The following is a 23,226-nucleotide window of genomic DNA, read 5'->3' on the forward strand; positions in this document are numbered from 1 at the left end:
GTCGTCGGCGAGCTGTGCGCTGCGGAGCAGCCGCACGTACTCAGGGGCGCGGGGAACTGCGCGACCAGCCAGAGCACACCGGCACCCGGGGGCGGTGAGGAACCGTTACGGCGGGGGGCCGCACCGGCACCCGGGGGCCGTGAGGAACCCCCGCGGCGGGGAGCCGCAGCGGCACCCGGGGGCGGTGGGGAACCGTTACGGCGGGGGGCCGTACGGCACCCGGGGGGAGCCGCAGCGGCACCCGGGGTGGTGGGGGGCCGTGCTTACGGTAGGAGACCGGCGCGCCTCGCGGCGACCACCGCTTCGAGGCGGGTATGCGCCCCCAACTTCCGCATGGCGGACCGCAGATAGCTCTTCACCGTCTCGGGCCGCAAACGCAGCCGGGCCGCCGCCGCCGCATTGGTCGCCCCGGAGGAGATGGAGCTGAGGACGTCCAGCTCGCGCGGCGTGAGCTGGGGCGCGCCGCGCGAGGAGCGCCCGGGCCGGTTGGACGCGGGCGGCGCGCCCGCCGCCGCGAGCCGGGTGCACGCACTGAGCAACTCCTGCCGCAGATGCATGTCGGGCACCTGCCCGGCCAGCGCCCGCAACTCCGCGTGCGCCTCGCGCACCTCCTCCCAGGCGCGCGGATCGGCCGGCAGCGGCGCCTGCGCGAAAGACAGCAGCCGCTGCGCCTCATCCCTTATCACCAGCGCCTGCTCCAGCTCGCGGGCCGCGTCCAGCGCCACGTTCAGCGGCCGGTCACCGAGCGAGAAGGGCTGCCGCAGCGCCCCGTAGAGCACCCCGCGCACCCGGCGCTGCACGACGATCGGCACCGCCAGCACCGAGCGCAGCCCCTCGCCCGCCACCGCGGCGTCGTACTCGTGGCTGATCACCCGGGAGTCGCGGTACTCGGTGACCGCGTAGGGGCGGCCCATCGCGAGCGTCTTGCCGCCCAGACCGTTGCCCGTGGTGATCGAGAGCCCGCGCAGCGACTCGGTGGCCGTGCCCGCCAGCTCGCTGATCCGGAACTGCCGCGCCCCGTACCCGACCGGCAGCCCGCCGCCGCCCGCCACCAGCCCGCCGAACGACACCGCCAACAGCCCCGACCTGCGCATCCGCAACAGCGCCGCCCGCACCTCGACCGCCTCACCGTGTCCGTTCACCCGCATCACCCCCTCACCCCCTTCCGGGGGTAGTGAGACCCACGTCACTACCGGACGATGCTACTCAGGGGTCCGTCGACGAGGAGGACACATGGCGGCATCGGACGCGACCGGGATGTTCCGGGACGCCAGGGACTTCCTGCTGCGGCACCGTGAGGACTACCAGGCAGCGTATGACGGTTTCGGGTGGCCGAGGCCCGAGCACTTCAACTGGGCGCTGGACTGGTTCGACGCCGTCGCCGCCGATCCCGCGCGCGCCGACCGGCCCGCGCTGTGGATCGTCGAGGAGGACGGCAGCGAGGCGCGCACCACTTTCCGGGAGATGTCCGCCCGTACCGACAGGGTCGCGAACTGGCTGCGCGGCCTGGGCGTGCGGGCCGGCGACCGGGTGCTGCTCATGCTCGGCAACCAGACCGAGCAGTGGGAGACCGCGCTGGCGCTGATGAAGCTGCGGGCGGTGGCCATCCCGGCCACCCCGCTGCTCGGCCCGGCCGACCTGCGCGACCGGATCGACCGCGGCGGGGCCCGGCACGCGGTGGTGCGGGCCGCCGACACCGGGAAGTTCGCCGACGTGCCCGGCGACTACACCCGGATCGCGGTCGGCGGCGCCACCGGGCCGTGGCGGGCGTACGAGGACGCGTACGCCGCCGACCCGGTCTTCGTGCCCGACGGGCCCACCCGCGGCGACGACCCGCTGATGCTGTACTTCACCTCCGGCACCACCGCCCGGCCCAAGCTGGTCCAGCACACCCATCTGTCGTACCCGGTGGGGCACCTGGCCACCATGTACTGGATCGGGCTGCGCCCCGGCGACGTGCATCTGAACATCTCCTCGCCCGGGTGGGCCAAGCACGCCTGGTCCAGCCTGTTCGCGCCGTGGAACGCCGAGGCGACGGTCTTCGTGCACAACTACACCCGGTTCGACCCGGCCCGGCTGATGGCCGAGATGGACCGGGCCGGGGTGACCAGCTTCTGCGCGCCGCCCACGGTGTGGCGGATGCTCATCCAGGCCGACCTGCGGGCGCTGGCGCATCCGCCGCGCGAGGTGGTCGCGGCCGGCGAGCCGCTCAACCCCGAGGTGATCGAGCACGTCAGACGGCTGTGGGGGGTGGTGATCCGGGACGGGTTCGGGCAGACCGAGACCGCCGTGCAGGTCGCCAACCCGCCCGGGCAACTGGTCAAGGCCGGCTCCATGGGCCGCCCCACCCCCGGCTACACCGTCGCCCTGGTCGATCCGCAGACCGGCCGGCCCGGCGACGACGGCGAGATCTGCCTCGACCTGTCCACCCGCCCGGTCGGCCTGATGACCGGATACGCCGGCGACCCGGAGCGCACCGCCGAGGCGATGGCCGGCGGCTACTACCACACCGGCGACATCGGCCACCGCGACGCGGACGGCTACATCACCTACGTCGGCCGCAGCGACGACGTCTTCAAGTCCTCCGACTACAAGATCTCCCCGTTCGAGCTGGAGAGCGCGCTGCTGGAGCACGAGGCGGTCGCCGAGGCCGCCGTGGTGCCCGCGCCCGACGACCTGCGGCTGTCGGTGCCGAAGGCGTACGTGGTGCTCGCGGCCGGCTGGGCGGCCGACGGCGAGACCGCCAAGGCGATCTTCGCGCACTCCCGGTCGGTGCTGGCGCCCTACAAGCGGGTGCGGCGGCTGGAGTTCGCCGAACTCCCCAAGACCGTGTCGGGGAAGATCCGCCGGATCGAGTTGCGCGAGGCGACCGCGCGCGACGGCAGCCACGAGTACCGCGAGGAGGACTACCGGTGAGCGACACGGGCACGGATACGGGCACGGGCATGGGCACGACCGGGGCCGGGGCCGCCGCCGTGAGTCCGCCGGCCGAGCCGTCCTACGCGCACGGCACCGGCGGCGCCCCGCTGCTCGGCGACACGATAGGACGCAACCTCGACCGGGCGCTGGCCGCCCACCCCGACCGCGAAGCACTGGTCGACGTGGCCAGTCAACGGCGCTGGACCTACCGCGATTTCGGCCGCGACGTGGACGCGCTGGCCCGGGGCCTGGCCGCCCACGGGGTGCACAAGGGCGACCGGGTCGGCATCTGGGCGGTCAACTGCCCCGAGTGGGTGCTCGTGCAGTACGCCACCGCCCGGCTCGGCGCGATCATGGTGAACATCAACCCCGCCTACCGGCTGCACGAGTTGGCGTTCGTGCTCAAGCAGTCCGGCATCGAGGTGCTGATCGCCTCCACCGAGTACCGCAGCAGCGACTACCGGGCGATGGCCGCCGAAGTCCGCGACGACTGCCCGCGGTTGCGCGAGGTGGTGCACATCGGCGACCCGGAGTGGGACGGGCTCATGGCGGCCGGGGCGGACCTGCCGGCCGACTACCTCGCCGTCCGGGAGGCGTCGCTCAGCTGCGACGAGCCGGTCAACATCCAGTACACCTCCGGCACCACCGGCTTCCCCAAGGGCGCCACCCTCTCCCACCACAATATCCTCAACAACGGCTACTTCGTGGGCGGCACGGTCGGCTACACCGAACAGGACCGGGTCTGCCTGCCGGTGCCCTTCTACCACTGCTTCGGCATGGTGATGGGCAACCTCGGCATCACCTCGCACGCCGCCTGCATCGTCATCCCCGCGCCCGCCTTCGACCCGGCCGCGACCCTGCGCGCCGTCGAGCAGGAGCGCTGCACCTCGCTCTACGGCGTGCCCACGATGTTCATCGCCGAGCTGGGCCTGCCCGACTTCGCCTCCTACGACCTCAGTTCGCTGCGCACCGGCATCATGGCCGGCTCGCCGTGCCCGGCGGAGGTGATGAAGCGGGTCATGTCGGAGATGCACATGGCCGAGGTGTCGATCTGCTACGGGATGACCGAGACCTCGCCGGTGTCCACCCAGACCCGCCGGGACGACGACCTGGAGCACCGCACCGAGACCGTCGGCCGGGTGCTCCCGCACATCGAGGTGAAGGTCGTGGACCCTTCCTCGGGTGTCACCCTGCCACGCGGAACCCCGGGTGAACTGTGCACCCGGGGCTACTCGGTGATGCTCGGCTACTGGGACGAACCGCAGCGCACCGCCGAAGCCGTGGACGACGGGCGCTGGATGCACACCGGGGACCTCGCGCTGATGCGGGAGGACGGCTACGTCGCCGTCGTCGGCCGGATCAAGGACATGATCATCCGGGGCGGGGAGAACATCTACCCGCGCGAGATCGAGGAGTTCCTCTACACCCACCCGAAGATCGCCGACGTGCAGGTGGTCGGCGTGCCCGACGCCCGCTACGGCGAGGAGATCCTCGCCTGCGTCATCCCGCGCGACCCGGCCGACCCGCCCACCCTCGCCGAGGTCGCCGGGTTCTGCGCCGACCGGATCGCGCACTACAAGGTGCCGCGCCAACTGCGCGTGCTCGACGCCTTCCCGATGACGGTCAGCGGCAAGGTGCGCAAGATCGAGCTGCGCGAACGGTTCAGCGCACCGCGGTGACGGCGGCCGAGGCGGTGGCGCCGGCCGGGGTGGTGCCACCGGTCGCGGCGGTGGCCGGGGCGGGCGCGGTCAGCGGGATGACCGCGGTCGGGGCGTGCCAGGGCTCGGTCGCCACCTCCTCGAACTCCACCACGTTGCCGATGTCGGCGGTGGTGGACATCGAGATGTTCGTGACCCGCTCCAGGATCGCCTCGACCACCACCGGCACCCGGTGCTCGGCGGCGAGCTTCTTCGCCTGCGCGAAGGCCGCGCCCAGCTCGCCGGGCTCGGTGACCCGGATCGCCTTGCAGCCCAGGCCCTCGGCGACCTTGACGTGGTCCACGCCGTAGCAGCCGATCTCCGGCGAGTTGGCGTTCTCGAACTCCAGGTTCACCTGGAAGTCGATGTCGAGGCCGAGCTGCGCCTGCCGGATCAGCCCGAGGTAGGAGTTGTTCACCAGCACGTGCACGTAGGGGATGCGGTGCTGGGCGCCGACCGCCAGTTCCTCGATCATGAACTGGAAGTCGTAGTCCCCGGACAGGGCCACCACCTGGGCGTCCGGGTCGGCGGTGGCGACGCCCAGCGCGGCCGGGACGGTCCAGCCGAGCGGACCGGCCTGGCCGCAGTTGATCCAGTGCCGGGGGCGGTAGACGTGCAGCATCTGGGCGCCGGCGATCTGGGAGAGCCCGATGGTGGACACGTAGCGGGTCTCCGGGCCGAACGCGCGGTTCATCTCCTCGTAGACCCGCTGCGGCTTCATCGGGACGTCGTCGAAGTGGGTGCGGCGGTGCAGCGTCGCCTTGCGCTCCCGGGCCGAGGCGGCCCACGCCGAGCGGTCGGGCAGCAGCCCGGCCTCCTTCGCCTCCCGCGCCGCGGCGACGAACAGCTCCAGCGCGGCCTTCGCGTCCGAGGCGATGCCGTAGTCCGGGGCGAAGATCTTCCCGATCTGGGTCGGCTCGATGTCGACGTGCACGAAGGTGCGGCCGGCGGTGTAGACGTCGAGCCGGCCGGTGTGCCGGTTCGCCCAGCGGTTGCCGATGCCCAGCACGAAGTCCGAGGCGAGGAACGTCTCGTTGCCGTACCGGTGCGAGGTCTGCAGGCCGACCATGCCGGCGTTCAGCGGGTGGTCGTCGGCGATCGCGCCCCAGCCCATCAGGGTGGGCACCACCGGCACCCCGGTCAGCTCGGCGAACTCCACCAGCAGGTCGGCCGCGTCGGCGTTGATCACCCCGCCGCCCGCGACGATCAGCGGGCGTTCGGCCGCGCCGAGCATCGCCAGTGCCTTGGCGATCTGCGCGGCCGAGGCGGCCGGCCGGTAGACCGGCAGCGGCTGGTACGTCTCGGGGTCGAACTCGATCTCGGTGAGCTGCACGTCGATCGGCAGGTCGATCAGCACGGGGCCGGGGCGCCCGGAGCGCATCAGGTGGAACGCCTGCTGGAAGACGCCCGGGACCTGCGCGGCCTCCAGCACGGTGGTGGCGGCCTTGGTGACCGGCGCGGCGATCGAGGCGATGTCGACCGCCTGGAAGTCCTCCTTGTGGATCACCGCGGTGGGGGCCTGGCCGGTGATGCACAGGATCGGGATCGAGTCGCCGATCGCCGAGTACAGGCCGGTGATCATGTCGGTGCCCGCCGGGCCCGAAGTCCCGATGCACACGCCGATGTTGCCCGGCGCGGTGCGGGTGTACCCCTCGGCCATGTGCGAGGCGCCCTCCACGTGCCGGGCGAGCGTGTGGGTGATCCCCCCCGAGGCTTTCAGAGCCGCGTAGAAGGGGTTGATGGCCGCTCCCGGGACTCCGAAGGCCACGTCCACGCCTTCGAGTTCGAGGATCTCCACGGCCGCGCGCGCGGCGGTCATACGGGTCATGAGGACTCCCTGCGGGGCTTCAACGGGGGTGGGGCGAGCTGAGCGCTCGACGTACTGTTTTCCGCAATACGGAAAGTAACTTCTGTTATGTGAAATGAGGCTAGGTCGCCGACGGATGGGCGTCAAGGCGTCGGATGAGGGTGTGCGGTGCCGTCGCTCGCGGAAGGAGCGGGCAGATCCAGGGGTGCTGGGGGCGCCGGCGGGCGAAGCCAGGGGGAGGGACGGCGCGGTCAGCCCACGACCTGGCGGAAGGTCCGGGAACCCGCGGGACGGGGCGGTGCGGGCGGACCGCCTACTCGGGCCCCCGCCGGGTCAGTTGCTCCGCGGCCTCGTTGACCGGCTGGGGCGTCCCCGTCAGGTCGAGGACGTACAGCGGCACGGCGAGCCGGTCGGCCCGCAGCCGCGCGTCGTGGGCGTACCCGGCCAGCGAGAAGAACGCGCCGGTGGCGTCCTCGTTGACGCAGTTGAGCCACAGGCACTCGACATCCCGCAGCGGGGTGGGCAGCGTGGTCGGGTCCACCTGGGCGACCAGCCTGTCGCCGCGCAGGTCGATGCCATTGGCGGTACGGTCCCCGGCCAGCCGTACGTTCCCGAAGCCGAGCCACTTGAGGTAGTGGGCGGCCGCGCTCAGCGCGTCCCGGGCGGTGCGGATCGTGACCGGGCGGAACGGCGGCCGGCGGGTGGTCGGCGGCGGCACCGGACCGGTCGGCTCGGGTGCGCCCTCCTGCGGCGCGGGCACCTTGCCGTCACCGGAGTCGGCGGCGCAGGCCGCGACCGGCAGCCGCACCAGCGCGCCGCAGGCGCAGTCGTACTCCGGCTGCGGCCACTGGTCGGAGCGCCCGCACTCCGGGCAGCGCAGCCGTATCCAGGACTCGTCCCAGGAGTGGTGCAGCACCTGTACGGGCCGGCCGCCGGCCAGCACCGGCGGGGCGAGCGGGTTGCCGCAGGCGCACGGAAACGTCGGGGCGGTGTAGCCGTGCTCCCGCCCGCAGGCGGGGCAGCGCACCGGCACGCTCTCAGCCATCGCTCGCAACTCCCGTCCGGCCCCGGCGGTTCGGGCCGAGGTGTCGTGCACCCATAGTGCAGGAAGTCGGCGCCGCTGTGACCGTTCCCTCGCACCCGGTAAGCGTACGAGGGAAGTCGCGGGCTTCGGGGGTGGCCGCCCGGCGGTGCTCCCGCGGCCGTGCGGCCGTACGGGCGCCCCCAGGCGCGACCCTTGTCGGGGCACGCACCGCCGGGCGGGGTTCGGGGTGGCCGGGCGGGCCCTTCACACCGGTGGTACTCGGCGCGGGCCCGGCCGCCGACCCGGGCTCAGCCCTTGACCGGCAGGCCGGAGAGCCGTTCCACGCCCCGCAGCAGCGCCGAGTGGTCCAGGCCGCCGTCGCCCTGCGCGCGCAGCGAGGCCACGAGGTTCGCGACCACCGCGCCGACCGGCAGGGCCGCGCCGACGGTGCGGGCCGCGTCGGTGACGATCCCCATGTCCTTGTGGTGCAGGTCGATCCGGAAGCCGGGGGCGAAGTCGCGGTCGAGGAAGTTGTCCTTCTTGCGGGCGAGCACGGTGGAGCCGGCCAGGCCGCCGCCGAGGACTTCGAGCGCCGCGGACAGGTCCACGCCGGACTTCTCCAGGAAGACCACGGCCTCGGCGCACGCCTGGATGTTGACCGCCACGATGAGCTGGTTGGCGGCCTTCACGGTCTGGCCGGCGCCGTGCGGGCCGCAGTGCACCACGGTCCTGCCCAGCACTTCCAGCAGCGGCCGGGCCCGGTCGAAGTCGGCCGCCTCGCCGCCGACCATGATGGACAGCACGGCCTCGACCGCGCCCGCCTCGCCGCCGGAGACCGGCGCGTCGAGCACGCGGATGCCCTTGTCCGCGGCCGCCTTCGCCAGGTCGATCGAGGTCTGCGGGGTGATCGAGGAAGTGTCGATCAGCAGGGCGCCTCGGCGGGCGTGCGCGAGTATGCCGTCCTCGCCGTAGGCGATCGCCTCGACCTGCGGGGAGGCCGGGACCATGGTGACGATGACGTCCGCGTCGCGGACGGCCGCGGCGATCGAGTCGGCGGCGGTGCCGCCGTTGGCGGCCAGCCGGGCCAGCTTCTCGGCTTCCAGGGTGTAGCCGGTCACGTCGTAACCGGCCTTGATCAGGTTCTCCGACATCGGCGAACCCATGATGCCCAGCCCGATCCAGGCGACCTTGGGCAGTGTGGTGCTCATCTTCTTGCCTTCCGTGGGTGCGGGCCGGATGCGGCGCCGGCGCGGCTCAGGGGATGGGGAGGGGGAGGGACGGGGGATGGATACGGGGGTGGATACGAGGATGGGGAGGGCGAGTTGAGGGGAGCCGGGGGTGGGGACCCGGTGGTTCGGCGGGTCAGCGGGGGAGCCAGCCGAAGGCGGCCGCGGAACCGGCAGGTGAGGGCTTGTACTCCAGGCCGGTCCAGCCGTCGTAGCCCTTCGCGCGCAGGGCGTCGAGGAGGGCGCCGAGCGGGAGGGCGCCGGTGCCGGGCGCGCCGCGGCCGGGGCTGTCGGCGATCTGCACATGGCCGGTGAGCGCGGTGTGCCGCTCGATCACGGCGGGCAGGTCCTCGCCGTTCATGGCGAGGTGGTAGAGGTCGAGCAGGAAGCGGGTGTTGTCCAGTCCGGTCGCCTCGTTGACCTGACGGACGACGTCGACGGCGGCGTCCGCGGAGACCAGCGGGTAGCGCGGGGACTCGGGGGCGTTGAGCGCCTCGATCAGCAGGGTCGCGCCGATCTCGTCCGCGGCGCGGGCGGCACGCACCAGGTTCTCCAGCGCGAGCGCGTCCTGCGCGGCCGGGTCCACGCCGTCCACGCGGTTGCCGTAGAGCGCGTTGAGCGCGCGGCAGCCCACGGACGCGGCGAAGCCGGCGGCGACCTCGACGTTGGCGCGGAAGCGGTCGGACTCCTCGCCGGGTACGGACAGCGCGCCGCGGTCGGGCCCCGGCAACTGCCCGGCGTAGAAGTTGAGGCCGACCAGGCGGGTGCCGGCCGCCTCCAGGGCCGAGCGCAGATCGTCGAGGCGGACCTTGTCGGGCGCGGGGTCGTCGATCCACGGCCACCACAGTTCGACGGCGTCGAAGCCCGCGGCGGCGGCCGCGGCCGGCCGCTCCAGGAGGGGGAGTTCGGTGAAGAGGATCGAGAGGTTCACATCGAAGCGCGCGTCGGCGAGACCCACGAAGCGGCTCCTTCCAGAAGGTCGAAATTTCACATTGCGGAAGTTGGTTTCTGTCTTGTGGAACAGTGAAGCAGGCTCGGCCGTGGTGTCAAGCGATCCCGGCGCGGGGCGCGGCCGCGGGTCGCCGACGCGGGCCGCGTGCGCGGGGGGCGGCCATCGGGTCGCCTCGTGCGGGTGCGGCCGGCTGTCGGCGGCAATCGCCGCGGACTTTTGGTTCTTTTGTCCGTGCCATTACTTCGGCCGAGTTGTCCTGTGATGTCGGGGCGTCCGATCCTCCGGAAAAACGATATTCACCCGCTCGTAATACTGTGAGGGATGTCCGTTTGCCCTCCAGTGCTGCCGCGGCATACCGTCCCGGAGTGTCCTGGTTGCGCCGGTTAACGGGCGTTCAGGCACCCTGGACAGCTAAACGGAGCTGCCGTATCCTCATCCGAGATCGCCGATAGTCTGGGCCGTATCCGGCCTTTGTCTCTGCTCGGTGCACACTTGCCGGGCCGTCGGTGTCACGGGGCTACGGGGACGGTGAAGTGTGTGTTCCGAGCAGACGCGCGCGCGGCACGAAGAACGACGAACGGCCATGGTCCGATGACCTCCGCCGAGCCGCCGACGGGCGAACGAGGCGGTACGCACACCCGGTTCACCGTTCTCGGCATGCTCACCCTCGCGGACGGCAGGGAATCCGTCGTCCTCCAGCCGTCGCGGCCCGCCGCTCTGCTCGCCGCATTACTTCTGCACGCGAATTCCGTGGTCACCGCTGATTTTCTGCAGCAGGTTATCTGGGGCGCCGACACGCCCGCACAGGCGAAGGCCGCATTACACAGCTGCGTGTTGCGGCTGCGCCGGCTCTTCAGCAAATACGGCGTCGCCGACAACGCCATCGAGGCAGTTCCCGGCGGTTACCGGCTGACCGCGGACGCCGCCGCACTCGACCTCGTGGAGTTCCGCGAACTGCTCGGCCAGGCGTATTCCGCGGCGGAACCGGAAAAGGAACTCGGGCTGCTGCGCACCGCGCTCGCGCTCTGGCGGCCGCCGCTGCTGTCGAACGTCCACTCCGACCTGCTGCACCGCGACGAGGTCCCGCGGCTGGAGGAGGAGTGGCTGCGCGCCATCGAGCGGGTCTTCGACCTCGAACTCGCCCGCGGCCGCTACCGCGAGGCGGTCGCCGAGATCTGGCCCACCGCCCGCGCCCACCCGCTGCACGAGCGCTTCACCGGGCAGCTGATGGAGGCGCTGTACCGGACCGGCCGCCGCGCGGAGGCGCTCGCCGAGTACCGCAAGGCCAAGGAGCACCTCGCCCAGCAACTCGGCGTGGACCCCGGCCCCGACCTGCAACGGCTCGAACTCGCCATCCTGCGCGGCGCCCACGCCGACGGACCCCGGCCCGCCGCCGCGACGTCGGCGGCCGGCTCCACCGACGGCCCCGACGACGCCCAGGACAGCCAGGACCCCCGGCGCACTCAGGATGCCCAGGGCACTCGGGACAACCAGGACTCCCTGGACGGCGCCCTCAGCGGTGCCCGCGTGCTCGACCGGCTGGTCGGCGCGGGGCTGCTGGAGGAAGGGCCGCGCGGCCACTACCGCATGCACGACCTGCTGCGCGTCTTCACCCGGGCCGCCGCCGCCGACGGTGTCGGCGCCCGGGCCGCACGTACCCCTCGCGCCAGCGGGCGCACCCCCCACCCGTCCCCCCGGCCCGGCGCCGCGGAACTGCACCCCACGGAGGCGTGACCGACATGGTGTCACCGTACGAGGAGATCGCCGCGACCCGGCCGCGCATCCGCCGGGACGTGCTCTACACGCAGACGCCGACCGGAGTCCACTTCCACAACGCGCGCGGCGGATTCAGTGTCGTGATGCCGTCGGCCTACCGCTTCGCGTCCCTGATCGTGCCGCACCTGACCGGCGACAACACGGTGGCCGCGCTCTGCGGGGGCCTCGGCGACAAGCAGCGCGACATGGTGGCCCGACTCGTCGGCACGCTCTACGCGCGTGGCTTCGCCAGGGACGCGGTCCCGCCGGCCGCCGACGCGCCGGTGCCCGAGGAGGCCGTGGCGCGGCGGTTCGCCGCGCAGATCGCCTACGTCGACCACTACACCGATGACGCGGCGGCCCGGTTCCTGCGTTTCCGGCACACCCGGGTGGCCGTGGTCGGCGACGACGCGCTCGCCCGCTGGGCGGCGCTGTCGCTGGTCCGCAACGGCTGCGCGCGCGTGGCGGTCACGTCCGCGGCGGTCACGTTCGCGGCCACCTCCGCCGTCCCGTCCGCGACCGATTCCGCCGCCGCCCCCTCGGCGTCCGAGGAGGCCGCGGCGTTGCGGGAGGAGGGCTGTCCGGTGGCGCTCGACGTGCTCGAACCCGGCCGCGGGACGGGCGAGTTCGGTTGGGCCGACCTCGACGGGTACGACCTCGTGGTGGTCACCGGTGAGCGCGGCCCGCGGCAGGTCGCCGCGCTGTCCGACGCTGTCCCGGCCGGGAAGAAGGTGCTGCCCGCCTGGATGTTCGGCCGGTCGGCGGTGGTGGGGCCGCTGCTCACCGGAGGACCTTGTGAGGCGGATGCGACGGTGGCGTCCGACGGGTCCGGTGGCTCCGCCGAGACCGCCGCGCCGGCCGGCTGCTGGACCTGCGCGGCGCTGCGGCTCGGCGCCAACGGGGACCCGGCCGACGCCGCCGACCTGTGGAGCGGGCTCGCCCCGGGCGGCCCGCGCGACCAGCCCGGCGCGGCCTCCCTGAGCGGTCCGCTCGCCGCCATGCTCGGCAACCTCCTCGGCTACGAGGTGTTCCGGCTCACCACGGGCGCGCTGCCCGCGGAGAGCGAGGGCCGGCTGATCGTCCAGGACACCGACTCGCTCGACACCGTCACCGAACCCCTCCTCCCGCACCCGCGCTGCCCGGCCTGCGCCCCGCTCGCGGCACCGCCCGCCACGGTCACCGACCTGGAGCAGCTCGACGCGGCCGGCGACGCCGCACCGGCCGGGGACCTGACCGCCGCGGTGGGGGACGCCGACGCCGGGCAGGCCGCGCTCGCCGAACTCACCGACCGGTCCGCGCTCGTGGGGCCCGTCGCGGGCGTCTTCCAGGCGTACGCGGACGAGACGTGGGCGCAGACCCCGCTCAAGGCCGCAACGGTGCGGCTCGGCCTCGGCCACGGAGTACGGCGGGAGATCAGCGCGTTCGACGTCCACCACGTCGCCGGGGCGCGGTTGCGCGCGCTGCACCGGGCCGCCGAGGTCTACGCCGAACACGTCGTACCGCCGGCGGAGCCGCTCACGGGTGCCGCGCTCGACGCGGCCCGGGAGAAGTGGCGGGCGGTGGACCCCGCGGACCTCGCCACCGCGGCCGGGCTCGGGTACGGCGCCGGGGCGGCCACCGCGTGGTGCGCGGCCACCTCGCTCCTGGGCGGCGGCAGCGTGCTCGTACCGGCCGCCGCGGTACGCCCGTTCGGCCCGTACAACCGGGACCGGCTGGTCGAGCCGACCTCGGCGGGCACCGGCGCCGGCCGTACCCCGGCCGAGGCCGCCGCCCGCGGCGTGCTCACCGCGCTCGGCCACGCGGCCCTGCGCGCCGCCCTGCGCGGGACGACCGAGGTCCGCGCGATCGACCCGGCCGCACTGGCGGAAGGCGTCGGCCCCGAGGACGGCGACGACGCCGAACTCACCTTCCTGCTGCGGTCGGCCGCCAACCTCGGCGCCGACCTCGACCTCCTCGACCTCGGCGCGCCGGACGCGCGGCCGGCCCCCACCGTGCTCGCCCGCGCGGGCGGGAGCTGGGCGCTGGGCACCGCACCGCGCTGGCGCGACGCGGCACTCGAAGCACTCCGCGACCTGCTCGGCACTCTCCAACTGGCCGCCGAGGAAGCCGGATCGGGTGACGGCGCCGCGTCGGGCGCCGGTGCCGGAGCGGGTGGCCGTGCCGGCGCAGGCGATCGCACCGCCTCCGCCCGCGTCGACACCGGCGACCCGCTCATGAAGGACCTCGCGCCCGCCACGATCGCGGCCACCCGGGTCCCCGGACCCGTGCCGCTGACCGAGCGGACCGACTGGGCCACCGTCGCCGCCCGGCTGCGCGCGGCCGGGCAGGACCTGCTGGCCGTCCCCGTGCACGCGCCCGACCTCGCGGCCGGCCGGCTGCACGTGACCCGCGTCCTGCTGACGTCGCCCCGGGCCTCCGATGCGCACTGACGTCCGCCCGGCGCCCGTCGCCGCGCCGCCGCCGGCCGAGCGGGCCACCGACACGCCCGCCGGGCCGTCCGTCGTCGGCGCACTGGCCGCCGCCCTCGGCGCCGCCCTTGCCGGCAGTCCGGCCGCGCACGGCGTTCCCGCTCCCGCGGTCCATCCGCTGGGCCTGCGGGACGAGTTGGCGGTGCCGGGCGGCGACGAACCGGGCGCCGTCCACGTGTACGGGCACCACGCGCTGGTGGGGCCGTTCGCGCCGGGCGGCGGCCCGGCGTGCGCCCGGTGCCTGGCGCGGCGGTGGCAGGCGGTCCGGGCCCGGGGGTTGCGGGAGGCGCTGGAGTCGGGCACGGACACCCGGGCGGCGGGCGCCTCGCCGTGGCAACTGCCCTTCGCCGCGGACGCGTTGGCCGCGGTGCTCGCGGCGCACACCGCGGCGGCGGCCGGCACCGCACGGGAGCGGTTCCCGTACGCGTACCTGCTGGACCTGGAGACGCTGGGGGTGACGCGGTTCCCGGTGGCTCCCGACGCGGAGTGCCCCGCGTGCGGGGACGCGCCGCCGGACACCGCGCCCGCCGCCGCCGTTCCGCTGCCGGCGACGCCCAAGCGGTCCGCGACGGACTTCAGGAGCCGGCCGGCGGACGCGTACGACGTGCCGCTTGAGGTCTTCGTCAACCCGGTGGCGGGCATGCTCGGCCCGTCCGTGGTGCCGGACCTGGTGTCGGCGTCGACGTCCTCCACGGTCGGCTCGTTCCTGCTGCGCTCCGGCGACTACCTGCGCGAGTGCTTCTGGGGCGGGCACACCCCCCGCTACCGCTCCAGCGTCCGGGTCGGCCTGCTCGAAGGGCTGGAGCGCTTCGCGGGGATGCGGCCGCGCGGCAAGCGCACCCAGGTCGTCGCGGCGTACGACGAACTCGCCCGCACCGCACCGGTGCTCGACCCCCGCGCGTGCGGCCTGTACGACGCCGGCTTCCACCGCGCGGAGCCCGAGGTGCGCCCGTTCGATCCGGCGCGGCCGATCCCGTGGGTGTGGGGCTACTCGTTGCGCGACCACCGTCCGCTGCTGGTCCCGGAGATCACGGCGTACTACCACGCGCCCGGCGGCCTCGCCAACCGCTTCGTGCAGGAGAGTTCCAACGGCTGCGCTTCCGGCGGAAGTTGGGCCGAGGCGGTGTACTTCGGGCTGATGGAGGTGATCGAACGCGACGCCTTCCTGCTCGCCTGGTACGGCCGCGCCCCGCTCACCGAGATCGACGGCTCGGCCAGCCGCCGCCCCGAAACCCGTTCGATGATCGACCGGTTGGCGATGTACGGCTACCGGGCCCGGTTCTTCGACACCCGGATCACCTTTCCGGTGCCCGTGGTGACCGCCGTCGCCGAGCGCGTCGACGGCGGAACCGGCCGGCTTTGCTTCGGCGCGGGCGCGAGCCTCGACCCGGAGGCGGCGCTCGCCGCCGGGCTGTGCGAGATCGCCACCGACGCGGTCAACCTGCGCGCCAGGACCGAACGCGACGCCCCCCGACTGCGGGCGATGGCCGAGGACTTCACGAAGGTGCGGGTGCTGCACGACCACCCGCTGGTGTACGGGCTGCCGGAGATGGCCCGGCACGCCGACTTCCTGCTGGGCACGTCGGGCCGGCCCGGCAACCGCAGGCCGCCCCGGATCACGCCGGCCGCGCTCGCCCGCGACACCGTCGCCCCCGGCGACGACCTGCGCGACGACGTCGAGGCGTGCGTCGCGCAGGTCGCCAGGGCCGGGTTCGACGTGATCGCCGTCGACCAGACCGGGCCGGAGCAGCGGGCGCTCGGCTTCCGCACCGCCGGGGTGATCGTGCCGGGACTGCTCCCGATCGACTTCGGCTGGAACCGCCAGCGGGCCCGCCACATGCCCCGCATGCGGAGCGCGCTGCGGGAAGCGGGGCTGTGCGAAAGGGACTTGGAGGCCGATGACCTCAACCCGGCGCCACATCCGTTTCCTTGACGCCCTTGACGCCCTTCACGCCCTTGGCGAGGCGACCCGGAACGGACGGCGGAGCGGCAAGACGGCAGTACGGCGGTGAGGCGGCACAGCGGCAAGGCGGCACGGCAGTACGGCAGTTCCGCGCGACCCGGCAGGACCCGAGGCAGCACCCAGGCAGCACCCGCAAGGACCGCAAGGACCGCAAGGACCGAGAGGCCCGAGAGGCCCGAGAGGCCCGATGAGGAAAGGACCGCCCGTGGGATTCGCCCATGAGTACGCGACCGCGATCGTCCGGCGCGGCCGGTACCCGATGGAGCCGGCCGACTGGGTGCCCGACTGGGCGGACCGGCCGCGCAAGGGGAAGCACTTCCCCGGCGCCGAGAGCTTCCCGCTGCCGCACGCCACCCCCGCGCCGCCGCCCGGCGCGACCGTCGAGCGCGGCCTGTACGGGCCGCGCGGCGGCGGCGCGTTCACCTTGCCGCTGCTCGCCGGGATGCTCCAGGACTCCTACGGCCTGACCGGCCGCCGGCTCGCCGTCCAGGCCAACTCCGACCTGGGCACGCTGCCGATGTACGCCGAGGCGAACTGGTCGCGGGGCAGCGCGTCCGGCGGCGGCCTGTACCCGGTCGGCATCCACTGGGTCAGCGGACCCGGCGGCCCCCTCACCCCCGGCGTGCACTACTACGACACCCGGCAGCACGCGCTGCGCCGCCTGCTCACCGGTGACGTCACCCCGCAGGTGCGCGCGGCGGTCGGCGAACCGGCCCTCGGCCACGACCAGTTCCTCGTGCTCACCGTGCGCTTCTGGCAGAACGCCTTCAAGTACAACAGCTTCAGCTACCACGTCGTCACGATGGACACCGGTGCCCTGCTGGCCACGTGGCGCATCTGGGCCCGCGCCCACGGCCTGCACGTCGGCCCCGCCTTCTGGTTCGACGAGCCCCGGCTCGGCGCCCTGCTCGGCCTGACCGACGACGAGGAGGGCGTCTTCGCCGTGGTGCCGCTGACCTGGCAGCCCTCCACCGCGCACGCGACGACAAACGCGGCCGCGGCGGCCGGAACCGGCGCCGGGGCCGCGGAGGCCGAAGGCGCGGGCTCCGGCGCGATCTCCGGCGCGGCATCCGTGCGGGTAGGGCATGCCGACCAGGAGCGTTCGGGGTTCACCACGACGTTCGAGACGGTGCGGCGGATGCACGCGGCGACGGTCGAGGGCGCGACCCGGCGGCCGGCGGCCGGCGCGCTCGCGGCGGCGTCGGCGCGGCCGGTCGAGGCGGGCGGCGAGCGGGTCGCGCTGCCCGCGCGGGAGCCGCTGGAACGCGGGGTGCGGCAGGCGCTGCGGGCCAGGCGCAGCAGTTTCGGCAGGTTCCAGGCGGCGCGTCCGCTGGCGGCGCGGGAACTGGCGACGGTGCTCGCCGCCGCGGACGCCGCCGGCACGCTGGACAGCGACGCGGAGCCCGCTGACGCCGAACCCCTCACCCGGCTGCTGGTGTTCGTGAACCACGTGGCGGGCGTGCCGCAGGGCGCTTACGCGTACGACCGGGCCGACGGGTCGCTGCGGCTGCTGCGGGCCGGCCGCCCGGGGGAGTTCCTCCAGCGCAACTACTTCCTGGCGAACTACAACCTGGAGCAGGCCGCGGCCGTGATCGTGCCCGCCGCGCGCACCCACGCCGTGCTGGACGCCGTCGGGGACCGCGGCTACCGCCTGGTGAACGCGGTGGTCGGCGGCATCTCCCAGGCCGTGTACACCGCGTCGAGCGCGGCCGGCCTCGCCTGCGGAGTGGCGCTCGGGTTCGATGCGATCTCCTTCACCGAGGAGTTGGGGCTCGACGCGACCGGCGAGATCCCGCTGCTGATCATGATGATCGGCCACGAACGGCCCCGCCCGGCCGACTTCCGCTACGAGATCGCCTGAGCGCCCGTGATGAGAGATGTGGACGACGTGAGTGAGGCGAGCGCCACGCGCGCGAGCGATACCAGCACCAGCACCGGCACCGGCACCGGCACCACGGCAGGAGACGGCGCGGCGCGGAACTGGCTGCTGCACCGCCGCTTCGTGCTGCGCGTGGCCGGCCTGCCGGTGGAGGCCGTGGAGCGGCTGCGCGACCCGCGTGCACGCGCCTGGGCCGAGCAGGTGCTCGACGCGCAGGACCGGATCGACGCGCTCGCGGACGCGTTGGCGGACCCGCTGACCGCGCTGGTCGTGGCGACCGACGACGAACGGCAGCGCCGCCGCGTACTGGCCCTGCGCCGGGAGGTGTTCAACGGCCGGGTGCCGCGCGATCCCGACGCCGTACGGGAGTTGGCGCGAGCCGCGGGCGGCGGAACCGGCGAACTGCTGGAGCGCTGGCTCACCGCTCGGCGCGAACTCGCCGGGGCCCTCGCCACCGGTGGCGGCCTGGTGGACGACGGACTCGCCTCGGCCCGGGCCGAGTTGCGGCGGCTCGCGGCCGAGGAGCGGCTGCGGCTCGGCCTGGTGCTGGCCTCGCCGACCCTCGACGGGCAACTGGACGCGTTCATCGCGGAAGGCGCGGCGGGGCCGGTGCCCGCACCGGACAAGCGGGCCCGGAAGAAGGAGCGGTCCCTGCTCTCGTACCTGTACCGCACGGCGTGCAAGACCAGCCCGTTCAGCACGTTCACGGCAGTGGCGGCGGGGGAGTTCGAGGAGCCGTCCGGCCGAGCGGACGAAGGGGCGACGGACGCGCGGGGCGAGCTGGGCGACGGCTGGAGCAGCCATCCCCGGCTGAACGTGGTGGTGCTGGCCCGGCTGGCGGAGCTGGTCGCCGCCGACCCGGACCGCCGCGCCGACCTGCCGGTCGCGGTGTCCGCCGGCTGGAACCTCGACGACGACCGGCTGCGCTACGTGCGCCGCTCGGTGACGACGGGCGACGACACCGCGGCGGTCAGCTTCGACGCCGCCCACGACCGGCTGTTCTTCCTGCGCCGCAGCGGCACCCTGGAGCGGATGCTCGGCCTCTTCGCCGGCGGCGCGACGCCCCGGTACGGCGACCTCGCCGACTGGCTCGCCGCCGAGACCGGTGCCGCGCCCGAAGAGGCCGCCCGCTACCCCGCGACCCTGCTGGATCTCGGCATCCTCCAGATGACCGGCCTGGACACCGACGTCCACACGCCGGACCCGCTGCGCTCCTTCCGGGCCGCGCTGCGGGCCCTGGACCGCCCCTGGGCCGATCGCGTCGCCGCCCGCCTCGCCGGCGCCGCCTCCTGCGTCGAGCGCTACGCCGCCGCCGATCTCGCCGGACGGCGCGCCCTGCTGCGTACCCTCCGCGGCGAACTGATCAGCGTGCAGAAGGAGTTGGGGGCCGACGCGCCGTCGCTCCCGCAGACGCTGCTCTACGAGGACGTACGCGCCGAGCCCGTGGGCGCCGACCTGGAGCGCTGGACCGAGCTGGCCGCGGCGCCGCTGCACTCCCTGACCCGGGTACTGCCCGCCTTCGACGTGGCGCTGCCGCAGCGGCTGGTGCTGAAGGGCTTCTTCCTGGCCCGGTACGGCCGCGGTGGGCGCTGCGACGACGTGCTGCGGCTGGTGCACGACTTCCACGAGGACATCTTCACGCAGTACCTTCAGTTCACGTCCACCAAGTCGCCCTGGGCGCCTGACGGTTCGGCCGCGCCGGAGGAGAACTGGCTGGGCCTGCCGGAGGTCACCGCGCTGGACCGGGCCAGGGCGGAGTTCACCCGCCGGATGCGCGAGGCGTGGCACGACCACCCGCCCGGCGCCGAGGAGTTGCGGCTCGACGAAGCCACCGTGGACGCGGTCGCCGCCGAACTCGCCCCGCTCGCAGCCGGGTTCACCCCGCACAGCCACTTCGTGCAGCTCGCCGAGCGCGACGGCGACCCGCTGGTGGTCCTCAACAACTCCTACGGCGGCCTGTGCTTCCCCTTCACCCGGTTCACCCACTGCTTCGACGGCGCGGAGGGCACGGGCGCGGACCCGGCCGAGGTCCCCGCCACCGGAGCTCCCGCCGCCGGGACCCCTGCCGCCGGGACCCCTGCCACCGGGACCCCCTCCAGCCGCCCGGCCGCCGACGGCCTCAGCGCTGAGCTGCGCCGCACCCTGCGTGCCTGGCAGCCGCCCGGCGCGGTCTTCGCCGAGGTCACCGCCGGCTCCGCGACCACCAACCTCAACCTGCACGGGCGGCTCACCGACCACGAGATCGTCTGCCCGGGCGAGCGCGGCACTGGGTCCGCCGGAGCGCGGATCGACCTGGACGACCTGTACGCGGAACACGACGAGGCCACCGACCGGCTGGTGCTGCGCTCGCGCCGGCTCGGCCGCGAGGTCGTGCCGCTCTACCTCGGCTACCTGGTGCCCATGGTGCTGCCCGAAGTGCCGCGCACGCTGCTGCTCTTCTCGCCCACCTCCCGCGCCCGGCCCGACCTGTGGCGCGGTGTTCCGCAGGGCCCGGCGGTCGACGGAGTCACCGCCCGGCCCCGGGTGCGCTACCGCGGTCTGGTCCTGCACCGGCGCAGCTGGACCGCGGCGCCGGGCGCGCTGCCGGTGCGCGAGCCGGGCGCGGGCGAAGGCGCGTACTACCTCGCGTGGCAGCGCTGGCGGCGCCGGCACGGCCTGCCGGCACGGGTGTTCGCGACGGTACGGGAGGAACTTCCCGGCGGCGGGGGGCCGGCGGCGGCCTTCGGGGGCGGCGCCAAACCCGGCTACGTCGACTTCGACAGCCCGCTGTCCCTGATCGCTCTCGAAGCGCTCACCGGCGGCGGCCGGGCCCGCACGGTCTTCGAGGAGATGCTGCCGGCGGCGGACGAGCTGCACGTCCGCTCCGCACGCGGCCGCCATGTCGCCGAACTGGCCGTGGAGATCGTCCCCCGTCCGGCGGCGACCGCACCGACCCCGGCACCCGCCCCGACCCCGGCACCCGCCCCGACCCCGGCAGCCGCATCGGCGCCGGCACCCGCACCCGACCCGCACGGAAGGCAGGGCACGCGCGTATGACGACGATCCCGCACGGCGGCAGCACCGGCCCCGCCCCCGGCACTTCCGTGGCAGCCGACCCCGCCGGACCCGCTGACCCCGCCCGCCCGGCCGGCCCTGCCCGCCCCGCCGGGCCCGCCGATCCCCGGGGGGACTGGCAGGCGTACCACGTCTTCTACGCCGCCAGCACCCGCCCCTTCCTGCTCCAGTGCGCCCGGCCCCTGGTCGCCGAACTCACCCGCGACGGACTGCTGTCGGGGTGGTTCTTCATCAACTACTGGCTGGAGGGGCCGCACATCCGGCTGCGGCTGCGCCCCTCCTCGCCGCAGGCCGGGCCCGAGGTCGCCGCCCGCGCCGCCGCGGCCGTCGAGGACTTCCTCAAGCGCCGGCCCGCCCTGTACGAGGTCAAGGACGGCTTCCTCGCCGAGCTGTACAACACCCTCTTCGAGCTGGAGTACCCCGGCGGCGAGCGGGACCGCTTCACCGACGCGGCCGGCCGGATGCGGCTGCGCCCCAACAACTCCTTCGCCGCCGAGCCCTACGAGCCCGAGTACGGGAAGTACGGCGGCCCGGCCGGGGTCGAACTGGCCGAGTGGCACTTCCAGCGCTCCAGCGAGCTGGTGGTCGACGCGGCGGCCACCATGAACCTGCACGTGCGGACCGTACTGCTGGGCACGGCCGCGCAGTTGATGATGACCATGGCCGGGTGCCTGCTGCCCGGCGAGACCGCGCTGCTCACCTTCCTCGACCGCTACCACGAGTTCTGGAACTCCGCCTTCACCGGCACCAACTTCACCGCCAGCGACGGCTACGACCGCGCCTACCAGGCCATGGGCACCGCGCTGCCGCACCGCTTCCAGGAGATCCGGCGGGCCACCGCGCGGCCCGCGCTCGACCGGCTGCCCGGCTTCCTTCGCGGCTGGGCCGAGCACGGCCTCGAACTGCGCGAGCGGGTATCGGAGTTGGCCCGCTCCGGCGACCTGGTCTTCCGCTCCTGGGACGGCAGCCGGGACCTGCCGGTGGACGACCCCGAGCAGGCCCTGCCGATGCTCGCCTCGCCCTACCTGCACATGACCAACAACCGGCTGTCGGTCAGCGTCCGCGACGAGGCGTACCTCTCCTACGTGCTCGGCCGAGCGCTTCGCGAGCCCCGCCCCGCGGTGACCCCGTGACGACCGTCGGCGGCTTCCTCGACATGCGGCCCGCCGTGCGCGACGACGTGACCGTCGGGCCGGCCCTGACCCGCGGCCCCAAGGTGGTCCACCTCGTCAAGGACCCGCTGACCGGGGCACGGTTGGAGGTCGGCGGGAAGGAGCGGTTCCTGATCGTCCGGCTGGACGGCTCGAAGTCGCTCACCGAGATCGGCGCGGAGTACGCCGCCGCGTACGGCACGCGGCTGGGCGAGGCGCAGTGGACGCAGATCCTGCGGATGCTCTCGCTCCGGGGCCTGCTGGCCGCCGCCCGGCCGCCCCAACCCCCCTCGGGCGCGGCCGAGGACCGGGCGAGGGCCGCCGACACCCGCCCGCGGCAGGGGAGTTGGCTCGGCGGGCGGACGCGGCTGGTGGCGGACGCCGGGTCGGCGATGGACCGGCTGCACCAGGCGACGGGGTTCGCGCGCCGGCCCGCGGTGCTGGGCCCGCTGCTCGTACTGTGCGCCGCGCTGCTGGTCGCGGAGGCCGTCCGGTTCGGTCAACTGGCCGACGCCACCGGCCGGTTGTTCCAGCAGCCGGTGGCGCTGGTGGCGGTCGGCTGCGTGCTGTGGCTGAGCCTGGCGCTGCACGAACTGGCACACGGTCTGGTGGCCCGCGGCTACGGGCTGAAGGTGGCCGAGATCGGCCTGCGGCGCCGCGCGGGCTTCATGACGTACCTGTACTGCGAGGTCGAGGACGTCCAGTTCCTCGGCCGGCGCGGGCCGCAGGTCGCCGTGGCGATGGCCGGGGTGGTGGCGAACCTGGTCTACCTGCTGCCGTTCTGGGTGGTGTGGGCGCTGCTGCCGGGCGGCGCCCAGGCGGAGCCCTTCTTCGGCGGACTGCTGCTGCTCGGCACCGCCATGGGACTGCTCAACCTCGTGCCGCTGCCGCCGCTGGACGGCTACAAGGCGCTCGGCTACGCGCTGGGTGCCCTGCGGCTGGCCCCGGAGAGCCGCGCCTACCTGCGGCTGGCGGTCTCCGCCGCGCTGCGCCGCCCGGGCGCCCGCGCGGCGACCGCCGCCTACCCCGCCAGGTCACGCCGCGTCCTCGGCGGATACGCCCTGCTGGGCGCCCTGTTCACCCTCGCCGCCCTCGCCGCGGCGGGCCTGCTGTGCGCGGTGGCCCTGCCCGCGCGCTACGACACCTGGACGCCCTACCTGCCGCTCGCCGCCGTGGCCGCGGCCCTCCTGCTCCGCCCGCTCGGCCTGCGCGCCGCCGCCAGGCGCGCGTCCGCCACGCGGACCGCTGCCGACCCCGACCCGGGCGGCCCTTCGGCGCCGGCCGCCGCGGCGCCCGCCCGGCCCGGCCCGGACACCCGCCGCAGACCCGGA

The 23,226-nt window shown here is 74.5% G+C and carries 12 protein-coding genes and 2 pseudogenes; 9 read left to right on the top strand and 5 right to left on the bottom strand.

What is annotated here, in order from left to right:
• Positions 1 to 263 precede the first annotated feature (263 nt).
• Complete coding sequence (locus tag AB0399_RS35430) at positions 264 to 1,148, bottom strand: helix-turn-helix transcriptional regulator (RefSeq protein ID WP_366414092.1); 885 nt, start codon at positions 1,146 to 1,148, stop codon at positions 264 to 266.
• A gap of 85 nt (positions 1,149 to 1,233) precedes the next feature.
• Between AB0399_RS35430 and AB0399_RS35435 the strand changes: the two genes are divergently transcribed.
• Both AB0399_RS35435 and AB0399_RS35440 read left to right on the top strand, forming a co-directional pair.
• A complete protein-coding gene (locus AB0399_RS35435; protein ID WP_329363624.1) occupies positions 1,234 to 2,916 on the top strand; it encodes an AMP-binding protein in 1,683 nt (560 codons plus the stop codon).
• Positions 2,917 to 2,945: 29 nt separating this feature from the next.
• Positions 2,946 to 4,598 (top strand): AMP-binding protein, encoded by a 1,653-nt coding sequence (locus AB0399_RS35440; protein ID WP_366414100.1) that lies wholly within the window; start codon positions 2,946 to 2,948, stop codon positions 4,596 to 4,598.
• Positions 4,599 to 4,677: 79 nt separating this feature from the next.
• On the opposite strand, the pseudogene gcl reads toward AB0399_RS35440, so the two are convergent.
• From gcl to AB0399_RS35460, 4 genes and pseudogenes are all read right to left on the bottom strand, one after another.
• A pseudogene (gcl, locus tag AB0399_RS35445) lies at positions 4,678 to 6,444 on the bottom strand (glyoxylate carboligase); the annotation flags it as partial.
• A gap of 292 nt (positions 6,445 to 6,736) precedes the next feature.
• Positions 6,737 to 7,468: a hypothetical protein gene (locus AB0399_RS35450; RefSeq protein ID WP_329363622.1), complete on the bottom strand. Its 732-nt coding sequence runs from the start codon at positions 7,466 to 7,468 to the stop codon at positions 6,737 to 6,739.
• A gap of 287 nt (positions 7,469 to 7,755) precedes the next feature.
• Complete coding sequence (locus AB0399_RS35455; RefSeq protein ID WP_366414093.1) at positions 7,756 to 8,655, bottom strand: 2-hydroxy-3-oxopropionate reductase; 900 nt, start codon at positions 8,653 to 8,655, stop codon at positions 7,756 to 7,758.
• A 154-nt stretch (positions 8,656 to 8,809) separates the two neighbouring features.
• Entirely contained in the window at positions 8,810 to 9,631 is an 822-nt protein-coding gene (locus AB0399_RS35460) for a TIM barrel protein (protein ID WP_366414094.1), read from the bottom strand.
• Positions 9,632 to 10,216: 585 nt separating this feature from the next.
• On the opposite strand from AB0399_RS35460, the pseudogene AB0399_RS35465 reads away from it, so the two are divergent.
• From AB0399_RS35465 to AB0399_RS35495, 7 genes and pseudogenes are all read left to right on the top strand, one after another.
• Positions 10,217 to 10,990, top strand: a pseudogene (locus tag AB0399_RS35465) (AfsR/SARP family transcriptional regulator); the annotation flags it as partial.
• Between the two features lie 374 nt (positions 10,991 to 11,364).
• Positions 11,365 to 13,809 (top strand): TOMM precursor leader peptide-binding protein, encoded by a 2,445-nt coding sequence (locus tag AB0399_RS35470; RefSeq protein WP_366414101.1) that lies wholly within the window; start codon positions 11,365 to 11,367, stop codon positions 13,807 to 13,809.
• Positions 13,799 to 15,781 (top strand): TOMM precursor leader peptide-binding protein, encoded by a 1,983-nt coding sequence (locus AB0399_RS35475; RefSeq protein WP_366414095.1) that lies wholly within the window; start codon positions 13,799 to 13,801, stop codon positions 15,779 to 15,781. Before AB0399_RS35470 ends, AB0399_RS35475 begins: the two co-directional genes overlap by 11 nt.
• A gap of 235 nt (positions 15,782 to 16,016) precedes the next feature.
• Positions 16,017 to 17,672: a nitroreductase family protein gene (locus tag AB0399_RS35480; protein ID WP_366414096.1), complete on the top strand. Its 1,656-nt coding sequence runs from the start codon at positions 16,017 to 16,019 to the stop codon at positions 17,670 to 17,672.
• 27 nt (positions 17,673 to 17,699) lie between these two features.
• A complete protein-coding gene (locus AB0399_RS35485) occupies positions 17,700 to 20,726 on the top strand; it encodes a lantibiotic dehydratase (RefSeq protein ID WP_366414097.1) in 3,027 nt (1,008 codons plus the stop codon).
• Positions 20,723 to 21,877, top strand: a complete 1,155-nt coding sequence (locus tag AB0399_RS35490) for a lantibiotic dehydratase C-terminal domain-containing protein (RefSeq protein WP_366414098.1) — start codon at positions 20,723 to 20,725, stop codon at positions 21,875 to 21,877. Before AB0399_RS35485 ends, AB0399_RS35490 begins: the two co-directional genes overlap by 4 nt.
• The coding region (locus AB0399_RS35495) for a hypothetical protein (protein WP_366414099.1) at positions 21,874 to 23,226 on the top strand (1,353 nt) is incomplete at its 3' end. The genes AB0399_RS35490 and AB0399_RS35495, both read left to right, overlap by 4 nt.

It is taken from the genome of Streptomyces sp. NPDC088194, from assembly GCF_040702025.1.
Taxonomy (GTDB): Bacteria; Actinomycetota; Actinomycetes; order Streptomycetales; family Streptomycetaceae; genus Actinacidiphila.